The organism is Pseudofrankia saprophytica (assembly GCF_000235425.2).
In the GTDB taxonomy this organism is placed as follows: Bacteria; Actinomycetota; Actinomycetes; order Frankiales; family Frankiaceae; genus Pseudofrankia; species Pseudofrankia saprophytica.
Genome location: NZ_KI912266.1, coordinates 4,351,713 through 4,366,998, shown reverse-complemented (window position 1 = coordinate 4,366,998; position 15,286 = coordinate 4,351,713). Strand labels below are relative to the sequence as shown.

Genomic DNA, 15,286 nt, shown 5'->3' with positions numbered 1-15,286 from the left:
ACCAGGCGCGACTCTCGTGGAATCGAGTCGCGCCTCTGGCCCTACAAAGGCAGCGGCTCGATGTCGCAGTCGCTACGTATTGCGCTCGCGGCGCCCCGGGTCGCGGGATGATCGGTGCCCAGCGCCCGGCCCAGCGCGAGAACCGTGCGCCCGGCCAGGTCCTCGCCCTCCTCGGATCGGCCCACCGCGCGCAGGTCCATGGCCAGGTTCGCCCCGAGCACCAGCGTCGCCGGATGCTCGTCACCCAGCACCCGGCGCGAGCGCTCGAACGTGTCGACGTCCTTCACCTGCGCCTGCGTGAAATCGCCCAGCGCGAACAGGTCGCTGGCCAGGTTGGTGGCCGCTGTCAGCGTGTAGGGATGGTCGGGTCCCAGCCGGGCCTCGAGCGCGGCGAGTGCGGCGACGTCGAGCTCATGGGCCTTTTCGGGCCGGCCCGAAAGCCGGAAGATGATCGCGAGGCCGAGCGTCGCCGCGCTCGTGAACGGGTGAGCCTCACCGAAAGCACGCTCGTAGCGGCGGTGCGCGGCCTCGCACATTTCCTGCGCCGCGGCCAGTTCGCCTGCATGGCGAAGGTCCACCGACAGGGCGAGCGAGGCGGCGATCGTGCGCGGATGGTCCTTGCCATAGCGACGGTTCAGACGGAACTGGACATCTTCGGCGAGCTCGAGCGCTTCACTATGACGGCCGGCCTTGCGGCGCGCCACCGCCAGCAGGGCCTGTGCCAGCAGCACCTGGTAGTGATCCTGTCGGCCCTCGACGGCCTGGATGAGCAGATCTACGTGCTCCTCGTGACGGTGCAACGCCCCGAGGTAGTTCCCCAGCTCACGCTCGTTTACCGCGAGGGACGACAGCGTAAGCAGCGTGTCGAGATGATATTCGCCGAGCAGCCGGACGCGGCGATCCCAGGTGACCTGGTCGAGTCGCCGCGCCTCCTCCGGCCTCCCGACGTACCGCAGTGCGACGCCCCTGTCGTGCGCCGCTTTCAGGGTTTCCTCATTGTCTTCACCGTATGCCCGCATCGCGCGGGCCATCCGGTCCTCAGCCAGCCGAAGCGCGTCGCCGAAGTCACCGGACACCAACCGGTCGACGACGCCGTTTCCCATCACGAGCAGAGTCTCGACATGGTCGTTGCCGTGCACCTCGGTGCAGAGCGCCAGTTGGCGTGTGTTGGTGCGTGCGGCGTCCTCGTAGTGCCCGAGAACGAAGTACATCCAGCCGAGCCAGCCGGCGAGGCGCAAGGTCTCCGGCGCCTTCTCGCCCAGCGTGGTCACCCAGGTGTCATGAACCTTCTGGGCGAGTTCCAGGCTGCGCTCGTGGTCACCCCACTTGTAGAGGTAAATGACCTCGTTGATGAGCAGGTCGTGCGTCCATGGATCGGTGCTTTCGGCCGCGTTGCTGGCAATGAGGTGCGGATACAACTCGGCGTAGTCCCGCCAACTCCGCGGGTCGCCCGGCTCGCCGGGGTCGTTCACGGCCAACAGCAGGTGCGCCGCGCGACGCATCATCGCCTGCTCGTCGGACGTCATCCTGCTCTGCACGACGCGCTGAACCAGGCGATGCATCTGGATGGTGTTCCGCTGCGGATCAAGCAGCGCAAGCGCGTACTTGTTGATCTGGCGGATGGCTTCGTTCAGCCTGATGGGATCGCGCAGCGCGGCGTCCAGGTCGGGCACGGTCGTCACGGCACGGCCGCCCCGGAAGATCTGCCGGGGTATCTGCTCCGGGGCGAAGAAGGACCACACCTGCAGCAGCCTCATCGCCGAAGGATTGGTCTCGGCGAGCCGGTCGAGGGACACGTCCCAGGCCACCTGGACCGGCAGGTCGTACCCGGCCGGCGGCGAGGTGCTGAGCAGCTCGGCGCGCTTTTCCTCGAACAGCCGGAGGTACTCCTGCGCGGGCATCCCGGTCTCGGCCAGCCAGGACGCGGCCTGCGCGACGGCCAGCGGCAGGTCGCCGAGCGCGGCGGCCAGCTTGTCCGCGTCCTCGTCGGTCAGCTCGCGAATGCGCTTGCGCAACAGCTCGACGCTCTCGGCGCGGTCGAACACGTCGACCCGCAGCGGGCGTGCCGCCTCGTCCCAGTTCGGGTTGCGGGAGGTGACCAGGATCCGTCCGGTCTCGCTCTCCGGGAAGAAGGACTGCACGACGCGCGGGTCCTCCGCGTTGTCGAAAATAAGCAGCCACCGTTCGTGCGGCTTCCCAAGCCGCAACGCGTCGAGCACGGCGGGCACCGCGGTGTTCTGTTCGTTGCTCACCGGCAGGTTCAGCCGCTGGGCGAGATCCACGAACGACGCACCGATCTGGGCGGCGTGCTCCGCGGCTATCCACCAGACCAGGTCGTACTCTCGGCCGTGCTTGTGTACGTATTCGAGAGCCAGGTGGGACTTGCCGACCCCGCCCATTCCGTGCAGGGCCTCCGGAAGCACCGCCGTCGTGCCCTCCGCCATCCGCGCCCGCAGGTTCTCCAGCAGCTCGACCCGACCCGTAAAATGCAGGTTGCGCGGCGGGACATTTCCCCAGATAATGGGCCTACGAGGCGTCCGCCGTTCAACCTGCGAGGGCGCGTGGGTGGTCGAGGTCAAGGATTCTCCTATGGTGGGGGCAGGTCTCGTGACAGAGACCGGGGTGTCCTCGGCGGCACCTGTACGCGGACGCGGCGGCGCGGACGCCTCATCGGGGCTCACCTGGGACAGGGTATGTGGTCTGGAGCCTGATGTCTTGATGCCCGCACCGTCGGCGTGGGCATACCGCAGCAGCGCCAGCCGCAGACGACGGTGGCGCGGCAGATAGGTCCCCGACAGGGCGCCGAGCGCGGCCGCCTCGACGGCAAGGAAATGCTCCGTCTCGGCGACCACATCCGGCAACGGCGCATCCTCGGGATTGTCCAGAGCCGCGTCCAGGTGACGCACCGCCGGCACCCGTGCGCCCAGATGTTCCCCGACGGCACGCATCACCAGCATCGTGTCCGACCGGCGCAGGAACGACAGCAGGCTCTCCCGCAGGCCGGGAAGGAAATCATAGGCGACGACCCACTCGTCGCCGCCGAGACCCTCGACGGGCCGAAGTAGCCCGTGCGCGAACAGCTCGGCCAGCGTCGCCAGCGCCGAGCGATGGGACTGTCCCGCTCGGCGCAGCAGCAGTCCGAGCATCGACCGGGTGATGGGCGTGGCGGCCAAGTGCGTGGCGAGGTCGAAGGCCGCCGGGCTGGCCGTCGCGCGAAACCGCTCCACCCGGCGGCGCGCGAGTGACCCGTTCCGGGTGGCCGGAGTCTCGTTCTCGCCGTCCCAGCCGTCGAAGCCGCGGTCGTCACGATCCTCAGCCACCGGACCGACGACTACGACAGGCAGGTCGTCCCGTTCCGGATCGCCCCGGTACGTATCCGTCAGCCGGGTGGCCCAGCGCCGGATCGATCCGGGATCGGCGTCCAGCAGCGGCACCGCCTCGGCGGTAGACCGGGGAAGATCCTGATACTCCTCGAGCTGGCACACCTCCAGCCAGCCATGACGCAACGTCGAGCGAGGGAGCACCGACAACACGGCCGTCGGCTGCCGACGCGCCCAGGCCCACAGGACCGGGTCCACGACACCGCGCCGCCAGGCTGTTCCCAGGCCGTCGGTGAGCAACCAGATGATCCGACGACCGGACGGGTCGTGCAGACGAGCCGGGGAGAAACCAGGCTCGCCTGCGCTCCCGGCGGTGCCGCGCAACCGCAGAGCTGATCCCTCGGCGACGTCCGTGTCGAGGTAGTAGACGCCGACGTCGCGGAAGACCGCCAGCCGCTCCAGCATCGCCAGCTGACGGCGGATCTGGTCGCGCCAGATCGCCATCGTCCAGTTGTCGTCGACCACCAGGGCAAGCTCGTAGCGCAGTTCCGGCACCGGTCGGTACACCGGCCGGGGTCTGCCCCTGGCCAGCCACTCTGCGGTGGCCTCGTCGTCCACCTCGGCGTCGTGCGCCGATGCCACCATCCGGCGCAGACCGCCGAGTGCCCGGCGCAGACCGCGCCACTGCCCGGTGAGCTCGGTCAGAGCCGGATAAACCGCAGGCGACCATACGGTTTCTCTCCGCACGGGACCACCGGTCGGTGATCGGCTGACCCGGTCGGCCGCCGGGCCGATTCGGCCAGCCGACCATGCGTCGAGCAGATCGTCATCGGCGCCACGGGAACCACGGTGGGCACGGCCTCTGGCTCCACTCGACGCATCCGGAGTGTCAGCGGCTGTGCCAGCGGTGTCCGCGCCGACCTCCCCGGGGTCCGGGCCTCGTTCCGTGACTGCCCAGGCAAGTCCGCCCAACCCGCCCGTGGCGTCCGGAGAGCGCCGGCTGCCCGGACCGCCGGAACCATCGGGGGCGACCGAACCGCCGGGGACGTCTCCCACGACGGCAAGATCGGCGACGTGGTCCGCGCCCGGCTTCGGCACGGCGGGCGTCCGGCCGACCGGGCCCGGTCTGGCCGGCCGGGTCCGGTCGGAAACCGGCCGGGCGGCCGCGCGACGGGACGGCACCGGATCCAGATAGGACGCGAGCCACACGGCATCCGCCAGCTCCCGCGGATCCACCGAGCGCCGCGGCTGGTCGCCGGCCGGATCAAACCCGGTCATTCCGCGTCGGCCACGGGATCGAGGCGCCGCCAGATTGCGGCCAACAGTTCCTTGCGCAGGTTCTCGTCACCGTCGAGAGCGCCGGCGTCGAGCAGGTGCGCCGCATTGAGCAACTGATCCGACGCGAGCAGGCCCTGCCGGCGACGGGCGACGAACTCGTCGATGATCTGCTGGTAGGCCTCCGACCCGCGTGGGAAATGAGCCGCGACCAGATCCGCGAGCGCCTCAGTATCCGGAATGTCGAATTCCAACCGCAGGCAGCGCCGCAGGAACGCCTCCGGAAACTCCCGCTCGTCGTTGCTGGTGATGACCACGACCGGGAACTCGCGCGCGCGCACGATGCCGCCGTGAACGGGGGCGGTCTCGCCCCGGTCGGCGGTGTAGACCTGCGCCTCCGGCTCGGCGTCACGCACCCGGACAAGCTCCGGGATGTCGAACTCGCCGTCTTCGAAGATGGTGAGGAGATCGTTCGGAAGATCGTAGTCGCTCTTGTCGAACTCGTCGACCAGCAACACCCGGGGCGTCGTGTTCGGCAGCAGCGAGGTCCCGACTGGCCCCAGGGTGACGAATCGACCCACCGGCGGCGGCACGACCGGACCAGCCGCGGACGGGCGCAGTTTGCGGCGTACCGCCGGGACGGCATCCTTGGCCAGATGGGTACCGTCCCGAGGCCCCGCGCTGGGCGAGACCAGCTCGTGGCCGGCCTGCGCGATCGCCTCCGCCCGTCCGATGGCGTCATAGTCGTACAGACCGGCGCGCACCGTGGTGCGGCTGGTCACCGGCCAGCGCAGCACCGGCCCAAGCCCCAACTCCAGCGCGATCAGATAGGCCAGACTGGACTTCCCCGCACCCGGCCTGCCGGTGACCAGAAGGGGCCGGCGCAGGTAGATCGCCGCATTAATGACGGACAGCTGGGCGGCCGTTAGCTGACGAGCGGCGACCGTGCCGAGACGGCGCCTGCTCTCCACCGGGTCGGCCGGGGGAGTCTTCACATCCGGACCGCCGCCGAACGCCCGCCACGGTGGCGGCTTCGGCCACCGCCGTGTGCGCTCGGCCGCGGAAAGGGGCTCGCCGGTGCCCTGGAACAACCACCACCGAGGTGGGTTCTGCCCGGAAACGGACGTCGGTCGCTCGGTCAACTACCTACCCGCCTCCGCTCCACAAGAATGGCCGTCACCACACCCGCTCTGGCTGCCGGTCGGGATCATCCCATATCAGCGCGAGGTGCCAGCCCAGATCCTGACTCGCGGCGGAGATCCGATAGGCCCGCGCCCGCAGCCGCTGAGCCCGGTCGCGCAGGTCAGTGAGCTGACTGACGGCCGGCCGGACCCCTACGACGCCGGCGATGTCGGGCCGTTCATCCAGGTCAGCCGGCGCAACGGCGACACCGCCGTGGCCCACGTGGACGATCGGTTCGCCCTCGATGCCGTCGAGGAAGGCACGTAGTGCTGTGGAGGCAGCGTGGGTCGGCTCGCCGCGGTGCCACATGATGATCGGCACACCGCACTGCAAGGCGATGTTCAGCTCCCGTCCGGTCCGGCCGCCACGTCTTCTCGGCGGACCGGAAAGAGCCACCGCGACGGTGTTCTCGTCCTCGATGGTAGACGCGTACAACTTAGACAGATCTCCACCAGCGTTGTCGGCGTCCCAGTGCACGCCGTGTCCGTCCCCCTCGGCCAGCCGCCGCCAGCGACGGCGCCACCGGCGGTGCCAACTCGTTCTGCGCTGTCTCTCCAGCGAGCGCAACGCAAGTGGGTAGCCGAGCCCGATCGCGCTGGGCAGTCGGTCGTCGTACTCCATCTGCCAGTGTTCCACCGGCAGATGGAGTAGCTCGTGAGACAGGATGAACTCGATCATGATCAAGTCCTCGGCGTCCCGGAGCTCTTCCTCCAGTCCCACGACCGCCTCGCTGGTCAGCCGCGGCAGTTCGCCTGCCGTGCACACCGTCGCCGCGACCCGCTCGAAGCGTTCCGACCTGGGCCACTGCCGCCAGCAAGCCACCTCGATCTCTTGCGATCGGGTCATCGGCTGCCCGGCAGCATGGTCGGCCGCCCGGCGCAGCTCGAACTGAAAGATCAGGTGGACTACGCCAGGTTCACGTGTCTGTGGGTCGCGGCGTAGGCGGATTTCGTCCAGTTGTCGGACCAGGCCGGCGTCCCGGGCACGTCGACGGTTCCACGCGTCGACCTGGCCCGCCGTCGCGGGGCTCAGTGCGTCCTTTACGGCCTCGAGGAAGGTCATTGACGGCGGCAGCGACGGGGCCGGCAAGGTGGGCATGCCCGGTCCCGCGACCGAGTCCGACGCGGGGTCGGGCGGCGAGGCGTTCTGGCAGAAAAGCCAGAGCAGCGCGGCCCAAGCCGTGTCGCAATAGGCCGGCACTGTGCGGGCACTATCGCCGGCGGTGTGGCGGTAGGCGCCGCTGACGTCGACTGGTGTGAGAAGCCGCAGCTCAACCTCCAGTTGATGCAACACCCCGTCCGGAACGTCGCCCAGCTCGCCGTAGGCCTCCCAACGATCAGCGAGACGCGCGAGAGCGTCCACGGTCGGTTGTTCCACACGCAGGTCCTCGACAGCACATGCCAGCTCCGCGAAGCCGCCCAGCGCACGCTGACACACTCCGATGAGCCCCAGGAACCAGATGGCGTCCGTCGCCGCTGCCGGTACCGACAACGAGACACCCCCACGCCGCAGTAGTCGACCGACCAGCACGTGATGGGCGACCTCGCCTTGCAGCGACGGGCAGTCACGGAGAACGTCGGCGATTTCACGCTCGACCTCCGCACGCCGCCGCGTCGTACGTCTGTCCTGTTCGTTCAACACACGATCCAGAGCGAGCGCGCAGGCCCGTTACATTCGGTGAACACGCCAGGTCCACCCACAGCCATGGGCAAGCAGGACACCACGCTCACCTGCCTCCGGTCCCCGTCCCGGCCCGCAGTGACCCTCAGGGTCACACTATCAACCCTCGATCACCTTATCTGCGCCAATGCCCGCAGTCCTGACTACCAACCGGATCAGGGGCGCCGATCGGTGCTCAGCCATCGAGCCTGCCCTCGCCACCCGACCGCGACCAAACAGTACTTTTGGGACACCATGGCCGCCTGTGAGGACCAGACGTCGCCTCCGACCGGCCGAGTGGGCGTGGCCACATCACGTGCCGCTGGAGGCGACACAGTCGAGCGGTAGTCTCACCGCCTAGCCGGGACCGAGGCTGCCACCTCGTCGGAGCGCACCATGCGCTCGCGCTCGACAGGTCCCCAGGAAGGAGCCAGGCGTGCCCGCGCTGGACGCCGTTATCCAGTCCGATCTCCCCGACATCGCTGACATTCCGCTGGCGGAGCTCAGGACCAACGACGACGATGCGCTGCGGGCGGGCATCGAGCGCATACTCGCGCGGGCTATCGATCGTGACGACCGGCTAGGTTCCGCAAGTCGACGCCTTGACTGATGCCGATCAGCCGGCGTCGCCATCCGGCAGTCGGCAGCTGGAACGTCTCGCGCTGTCCTGGTCGACTGTCGACCAGATCGCTGCAGGTAAGGCCGATGCCGCAACGGGGGCCGCTCTCCTCGACGCCGAGCGGAGTCACCGTGCCGTCTTGCTGCGGGCCGTCCTTGATGTCGCGCGCGCGGCGGGCGCTCAGGCCACAGGCCCCCTGGAGGATGTCGACGTCGCGTGGGATCTTTTGGTCGACGCGCAGCGAGTAAACGCTCGCCAGACCAGCGTGGTCCTTACCCTGCCAGAGACCGGAGCATGGGCCGCGCACGTCCTGCGACGACTGCGCTCAGGTCGTCCCGATGACCCACAAACCTGGCGCGAGCCGCTGTGGGTCGATGTCGGCTACCTACACGCGATTGCCGCCTCAGTGGCAGCACGGGCGAATGTTCGAGCGCGGCTGCGAGTTCCCGCACGATGCGGCGAGGTTACGCTACCGACTGTCGGCTGGGCGCGGGGGCCGTACTCCGAACCCTGGGAGCCGGCGGTCGTGGCGACCGGCGATGGAACCGTCAGTGTCAGGGCGAATGGTTGGCTCACTGGGCCGGATCGCGATCCGGGTGGGCTCTCCGCGGACACGACCGCGACCTGGCGTAAGCATACCTGGGTTCGAGTCGGCCCACCAAAGGCGCAGCTCATCGTCGACCTAGATGACACCAACCCCTACCGCATGCTACTCGGAACCGCTTCACCGGGCAGACTGAGCAACAGCGCCACGCGGCGTTGGGAAAATGCCCTGGACGAGGCTTGGGGCATCTTGCGTGAGACAGATGCCAACCAGGCCGACGCGCTCGCGCTGGCAACCTCGACCGTCGTTCCGCTACCCGCCGACGAATCAACCAGAATCTTTAGCGCCTCTGCGGGGGATGCGTTCGGCAAGGTCCTAATCTCCGAGCCTCGCGATGGCGAGCAACTCGCTGCGACCCTTGTACACGAATTTTACCATGCCCAGCTCGGGGTGCTCATGCACCTTACCGACATCGTCCTCGCCAGCGAAGCCGGGGACGAGCGATGCTTCTACTCACCCTGGCGAGATGATCCTCGTCCCCTACGCGGACTGATGCAGGGTACCTTCGCGTTCTTCGGAGTGGCCGGCTTCTGGAGGAGCCGAGCCAGACTGGCAGGGGCCGAGGCGGGAGCTTCTTCCTTCTTCGAATTCGCCCTGTGGCGGCGGCGAGTACACAGTGCGCTGCGGCGAGTGCGTGGTAGGCCCGAATTGACGGCGGTCGGAGCACGTTTCTTCGTCGGCGTCTCCGCTGTCATCGACGAGTGGATGCATGAGCCGGTGCCGGACGCGGTCGAGGAGCTGGCGCGCCTGGCGGCCGCTGACCACTACGGCCGATGGCGGCTGCACCATCTGCACCCGCCGACGACGGTTGTCGCCGCCTTGGCCAAGGCATGGCGGCCTGAGGCGCCACCGCCCGTTCTCGACCTCACGGAGACAGTCGTCAAGCCGGACCCGTCGGCCAGACATCTGGACGCGATCGCCTTTGCCACACGTGGGTGGCTCGGTCGCCGTGTGAGCGCGACCGAGATGGCAGACGCACTGATACCACATTCGATACCGGGGGCCGAGAAGGCCGACCTGTTGCTTGTCGCCCGTCGATACGACGAGGCACGCGCAGTCTACCTTGATGAGCTTGCGACTGAACCAGGCCGAGCCGGCGCCTGGACCGGCCTCGGACGAGCGCTGGCGGCAACCGGAGAACCGGTGGCGGCCCAGGCCCTCCTCACCCGGCCCGAACTCGTACGGGCGATCGCCACCACCGTCGCGGCAAGGAGCGACCACCGCCCCACACCGGTCGAACTCGCCACCTGGATCGGTCATGGGCTCAGCGCCGATGCCGGCTAGTGGTTGCACCGCATTCGGGCGCTGAGAACTTTAGAGAGGTTGCGGGTTGATGTCGATGTCGACCCGCCGGCGCTCGCCAACACTCCTGGCCAGCGGATGATGGGCACCTAATACGCGATATAGGCTCTGCATCGTCCTCTCCAGCATCCGCTCGCTCTCCTCCAGCCGACCGAGCTCACGGACGTCCATCGCGAGGTTTGCACCCGCCAACAGGGTCGACGGATGATTGTCCCCCAGGGCACGGCGCGACCGGTCATATGTATCGGCGTCCAGTTCGTGAGCGAGGACAATCCGCCCGAGCGCATGGCGATCGCTGGCCAGGTTGGTCGCCGCCGCCAACACCCAAGGATGATTTTCGCCGAGCCGCCGCCGAAGGCCTGTATGCGCGGCCGTGTCCCAGTCGAGCGCACTCTCCGGATCGCCGGACCGTCGGGTGACAATGGCCAGCTGCACACTCGCCGCCAACGTGTACGGCTGGTCCCCACCGAAAACACGTACGTAACGCCGCCACGCCGCTTCGGATATTTCTCGCGCTTCGTCCAACATTCCGGCATCCCGCAGGTCGATGGCGAAGGCAACCGCTGCGGCAATCGCACGCGGATGATTTTCACCGTAGCGTCGCTCCGAAGCTACGGTGACCTGCCTACTAGACGCAAGCGCGTCCGCATATCTTCCGGATTTCCGTAGAACCACAGCTCGCAGCCCCCGCGTCTGCAACAGCTGGAAATGGTCAGGTCGCCTGTCGACGGCTCGCTCAAGAAGTCGGACCAGCTCTTCGCACCGGGTGAGAGCACCGTGGTAGTCACCCAACGCCTCTTGGTCCAGCGCGAGACTGAGCAAGGTACGCAGCGTCTCCAGGTTTCCCTCGCCGAAAAGTTCGGCCTTGCGGCGCCAGGTCACCTCGTCGAGCGCTCGGGCATCGGCAAATCTACCGACGAGCCGCAGGCCCACCGCCACGTCATGCGCGGCCAGCATCGTGTCGCCGTCATCGGGCCCATGGGCGCGCTCGGCCCGGCGGAGACGCTCCCGCGCGATCTCCAGGGCGGCCTCGAAATCCCCGGCGACGATCCGGTCGGTGATGCAGTTCCCCATCGTGAGCAGGGTCTCGGCGTGATCGGCGCCGTTCACCTGGGTGGACAGCTCCAGTACGCGGGCATTGGTACGCGCCGCATCGGCGTACCGGCCGACGATGAAATAGAGCCAGCCGAGCCAGCCGGCGACCTGGAGAGTGGACGGAGCCGCCTCGCCCGAGGCGACCGTCCATGTCTGGTGGGCGCGTTCCGCGAGCTCGAGGCCGCTTCGGTGGTCACCGAACCTGTACAGGTAGATGATCTCGTCGACGACCAGCGCCCGAACCCCGGCCGCGTCACTGTCCACCGCGCTGCTGGAGATCACGTGCGGATAGAGCTGGGCGTACGCGGGCCAGGTCGCCGGGTCGTCGGGCACTCCGGGATCGTGCGCCGCCAGCAGGTTGAGCACCTCGCCGTGGATGGCCGCGTCCTCGTCCGGCGTCATCCGGGTGCGGACAACGTCTTGCGCGAGGCTGTGCACCACGATCGTGTCGGCGGAGCGGTCGATCCGGGCGAGCGCGTACTGGGAGATCTGGCGCAGCGCCATGTCGAGCTCGGTCGGGTCACGCAGTACGGCGTCGAGCTCCGGCGTCGTCCCAGTGGCCCGGCCGCCTCGAAGAATCCTCATGGGAATCGGCGTCGCGGCCAGAAACGCAAACAGCTGCAGTAGGCGCAGCGCGCCCGGATGGGTACTCCCGAGCCGGTCGAGAGAGACGTTCCACGCCGCCAGGATGGGCAGCTCATCCTCGGCCGGCGATCCGGCATCGAGCAGCTCCTCCTTCTTCTCCCGGAGCAGTCGCAGGTAGCTCTCGACCGCCATTCCCGTGGCGACGAGCCAGGCCGCCGCATGTTCGACCGCGAGCGGCAGGTTCCCAAGCACCTCGGCCAGGCTGTCGCCGTCCCGTGCCGTCAGCTCGGGCCTGCGTCGTCGTAGCAGCTCGATGCTCGCCGCCCGCGTGAACACGCCGATCTCGAGTGACCGCGCCACCGCTGCCCAGTCAGAGTTACGTGTCGTGACGAGCACACGCCCCAAGTCACTGGGCACGATGTAGTCGCGCACCACCTGCGGATCATCGGCGTTGTCGAACACGAGTAGCCATTTCGCGTACGGCTGCCCGAGGCGCAGCGCCTCCAGCACCGCCGGAACCGCGGAGTTCACCTCCGTACTGACCGGCAGGTCCAGGCGCTGCGCCAGCTCGACCAGCGAGCTGCTGATCTGCGCCGAGTGCTCGGCGGGCACCCACCAGACCAGATCGAACTCGCGTCCGTACCGGTGCACATACTCGACGGCCACCTGCGACTTCCCGACCCCGCCCATGCCATGCAGCGCCTCGGGCAGCATCGCGGAGCCGCCCTCCGCCAGCCGGTTGCGGAGGGTATCCAGCAGCGCCTCCCGGTCGACGAATCTGGGGTTCCTCGGCGGGACATTGCCAAGGATGTAGGGGCGGGTGGTTCCGTGCCCCGAGGCCGGACCCCGCCGAAGAGCTGCCTGGAGGCGACGGGCACGGGCGAGGTAGCGGCCGGACAGGGCGGCGAGGGCCGTCGCCTCGACGGTGAGGTAGTCGACGCTCGCGGCCGTGACGGCCGGTAGGGGCGTGTCGTCTGGGTCGGTCAGTGCCCGGCTCAGGTGACGCACCGCCTCGATTCGGCCGCCCAGCTCGGCGTCCACAATCCGTAGCACTCGCAGGGTCTCCGCCCTGCTGCCATACGAGAGAAGGTGCTCGCGCAGCCCTGGCGCGAAGTCATAGGCGATGGCTCCGTCGTCCGTCGGCCAGTCGGCGACTGGATGAAGCACGCCATGCGCGAACAGCTCCGCGAGCGCGGCCGAGGACGTCCCCACCGGCCCTTCGATGGTGGCCATGAGCCGCTGCATCGTGGAACGGGTGATCGGCGCGGCGGCCAGCCGGGTCGCCAGCCGGAACGCGGCGGGGCTCGTAGCCGAGCGCAGGCGGGCAACCAGGGTGCGCGGCGGCTCAGGCCGGTCGAGAACGTCCGCGCCTTCCGCGTCGCGGTCGGCTTCGGGCGCCATGTCGGGTGCATCGGCGGGTGCCTGCCGTCGTGGCCCGACGTGCAGAGCCGGTAGCACGGGCAGCCAGGGCTCCCCGACGTCCTGGCCAGCGAGATGGTCGGCCCAGCGGCCGATCGAGACCGGATGCGCCAACAGCACCGGTACCGCCACGGCCTCCGTCTCCGCAGGGTTGTCCTGGTACTGGTCGATTCCGGTATGGCGCAACGTGGATCGCGGCACCGTGGACAGCAGCGCGACCTGCAGCGACCGCGCCCACGACCACAGCACGGGTTCCATCAGCCCTCGTCGCCAGGCCGCGCCCATGCCGTCGGTCAGCACCCAGATGATCCGGCGGCCGGGCGACTCCAGGAGCTGGGCCGGCGAGAACCCGGCGGCGCGGCGGCGACTGCCACGCAGCCTCAGCGCCCGGGTCGCCGCCACGTCGGTGTCGAGGTAGCACACCCGGACGTCGCGGAACACTCCGAGCCGTTCGAGCGCGCCGACGAGCCGCGGCACCAGCGCCGACCAGATCGTCATCGTCCAGTTGTCGTCGACGACCAGGGTCAGGGCATAGCGGCGCTCCAGAACCGGCTGGTACTCGGGCCGCCAGCGCCCGTCCGCCAGGTGCTCGGCCGTCGCCTCGTCGTCCAGCACGGTCTCGCCCGCAGAGGGGACCAGCTGGCGAATGGGCTCCAGAGCCTGGCGTAGCCCGCGTGGCTGTTCGAGCAGGGCGGTCAGGGTCGCGGGCCGAGGGGCCAGCCAGGACCGGCCGCGGCGCCGGGGCCGGCTGCTGGCGACCGGCCGGTCCCAGCCAGTGACGCCCGACCCGCCTACGGCGGCCTCCCCCGTTACCGAATCGCCGGTATCCAGTGGCTCGCCGGAGGACGGCGGCAGATGCGACGAGCGCGGACCGCCACCGTCGACCCCAGCCGGTTCGCCGGACTCTTCGCGCGGGTTGGGCGGCTGACGAGGCGCCGCCAGGTCGGCCAGGGATTCCTCGTCCAGAGGGTCGCTGTCCGCCCGGGGCAGCCCGGCGGCCCGGTCTGGCAGGTCGTCGGCGAACAGCGCCAGCCAGACGGTGTCCGCGAGGTCCATGGGATCCGTCGACCAGCTGGTGTGACCGTCGGGTCCGACCCCGGCCGTCATCCCCCGTCACCCCCTGGGTCGAGACGGCGCCACACTGTGGCCAGCAGCTCGCCTCGGTCCCGCTCGTCGCCGTCGAGAACGCCGGACATGACCAGGTGCGCGGCGTTGAGCAGCTGGTCGGCGGCGAGCATGCCGTGGCGGCGGCGGGCCACGAACTCCTCGACGACGCTCTGGTAGCCGGCTTCGCTGGCCTCCGGGAAGTGCGCGGCGACCATGTTCGTGAGCGCGTCAGAGTCGGGGTCGGGTACGTCGAGACGGACGCAGCGGCGGAGGAAGGCCGCGGGGAACTCGCGCTCACCGTTGCTGGTCACGACGATGATGGGAAAGGCATGCACCCGGACCACCCCTCCCCGGATCACGGCGGTGGCGCCGCGGTCCGCGGTGTAGACCGTGACCTCGGGCTGCAGGTTGCGCACCCGAACAAGCTCGGGCAGGTCGAACTCGCCGTCTTCGAAGATCGTTAACAGGTCGTTGGGCAGGTCGTAGTCACTCTTGTCGAGCTCGTCGATGAGCAGCACCCGTGGGAAGGCGTACGGCAACATCGCCGTACCCAGTGGCCCCAGGTGCACGAAGTCGCCGATGGGCGCGGCGCGCGAGCTCCGCCCGGCCGTTCTGACCCTGCCGTGCCTCGCCTGCCGATGGATGCCTGCGGAACCATCCGCGCCGGACTCGACGACCGCCTGGGCCCGGCCGATCGCGTCGTACTCGTACAGACCGGCACGCACGGTGGTGCGGCTGGTGATCGGCCAGCGAAGTACCCGGCCGAGGCCCAGCTCTCGGGCGATCAGGTAGGCGAGGCTCGACTTCCCGGAGCCGGGCCCTCCGGTCACGAGCAGCGGACGGCGCAGGTAGATCGCCGTGTTGATCACCGACAGCTGCCGGTGGCTCAGCTGACGGGTGGCGCCCCCGACGAGCCGGCGACCGAGCCGGCGACGGGCTTCGTGCTCGTCGTCCGGCGGGGGCGGCAGGTCAGGCCCACCGTCGAAGTCCCGCCAGGGCGGCACCGGCGGCCAGCGGCGGTCGCGCTCCTCGACCAGCAGAGGCTCCCCCGTCCCACGGAACAGCCACCAGACCGGTCGGGACATGTCGCGGACAGGCATACCCCCGTCCGCCAGATCG

7 protein-coding genes are annotated in these 15,286 nt (G+C 69.2%); 2 read left to right on the top strand and 5 right to left on the bottom strand.

Annotation, left to right across the window (positions count from 1 at the left end; genetic code table 11):
• Positions 1 to 41 precede the first annotated feature (41 nt).
• The 3 genes from fxsT (FRCN3DRAFT_RS0218215) to FRCN3DRAFT_RS0218205 form a co-directional block, all read right to left on the bottom strand.
• Positions 42 to 4,598, bottom strand: coding sequence for an FxSxx-COOH system tetratricopeptide repeat protein (gene fxsT / locus FRCN3DRAFT_RS0218215; RefSeq protein WP_007516491.1), 4,557 nt, complete (start codon positions 4,596 to 4,598; stop codon positions 42 to 44).
• Positions 4,595 to 5,590, bottom strand: coding sequence for an AAA family ATPase (locus FRCN3DRAFT_RS0218210; RefSeq protein WP_232794073.1), 996 nt, complete (start codon positions 5,588 to 5,590; stop codon positions 4,595 to 4,597). Before FRCN3DRAFT_RS0218210 ends, fxsT (FRCN3DRAFT_RS0218215) begins: the two co-directional genes overlap by 4 nt.
• A gap of 181 nt (positions 5,591 to 5,771) precedes the next feature.
• Positions 5,772 to 7,415: a VMAP-C domain-containing protein gene (locus FRCN3DRAFT_RS0218205; protein WP_131803462.1), complete on the bottom strand. Its 1,644-nt coding sequence runs from the start codon at positions 7,413 to 7,415 to the stop codon at positions 5,772 to 5,774.
• 457 nt (positions 7,416 to 7,872) lie between these two features.
• Here FRCN3DRAFT_RS0218205 and FRCN3DRAFT_RS55150 point away from each other — a divergent pair, with 457 nt between their 5' ends.
• Together FRCN3DRAFT_RS55150 and FRCN3DRAFT_RS51620 are read left to right on the top strand one after the other, a co-directional pair.
• On the top strand, positions 7,873 to 8,046 hold the full coding sequence (locus tag FRCN3DRAFT_RS55150) for a hypothetical protein (RefSeq protein WP_007516494.1): 174 nt from the start codon (positions 7,873 to 7,875) through the stop codon (positions 8,044 to 8,046).
• Positions 8,039 to 9,943, top strand: coding sequence for an HEXXH motif domain-containing protein (locus FRCN3DRAFT_RS51620; protein ID WP_084174260.1), 1,905 nt, complete (start codon positions 8,039 to 8,041; stop codon positions 9,941 to 9,943). The genes FRCN3DRAFT_RS55150 and FRCN3DRAFT_RS51620 overlap by 8 nt, the downstream gene beginning before the upstream one ends.
• Positions 9,944 to 9,973: 30 nt before the next feature.
• Here the strand turns inward: FRCN3DRAFT_RS51620 and fxsT (FRCN3DRAFT_RS45055) are convergent, their stop codons facing one another.
• On the bottom strand, positions 9,974 to 14,167 hold the full coding sequence (fxsT, locus tag FRCN3DRAFT_RS45055) for an FxSxx-COOH system tetratricopeptide repeat protein (RefSeq protein WP_007516496.1): 4,194 nt from the start codon (positions 14,165 to 14,167) through the stop codon (positions 9,974 to 9,976).
• On the bottom strand, positions 14,164 to 15,267 hold the full coding sequence (locus FRCN3DRAFT_RS0218185) for an AAA family ATPase (RefSeq protein WP_035924895.1): 1,104 nt from the start codon (positions 15,265 to 15,267) through the stop codon (positions 14,164 to 14,166). Before FRCN3DRAFT_RS0218185 ends, fxsT (FRCN3DRAFT_RS45055) begins: the two co-directional genes overlap by 4 nt.
• Positions 15,268 to 15,286 lie beyond the last annotated feature (19 nt).

What these genes read in the sequence shown, in the direction of transcription:
- fxsT (WP_007516491.1), bottom strand. Translation starts at nt 4,598, where the DNA reads ATGACCGGGTTTGATCCGGCCGGCGACCAGCCGCGGCGCTCGGTGGAT.
- fxsT (WP_007516496.1), bottom strand. Translation starts at nt 14,167, where the DNA reads ATGACGGCCGGGGTCGGACCCGACGGTCACACCAGCTGGTCGACGGAT.
- FRCN3DRAFT_RS0218185 (WP_035924895.1), bottom strand. Translation starts at nt 15,267, where the DNA reads ATGCCTGTCCGCGACATGTCCCGACCGGTCTGGTGGCTGTTCCGTGGG.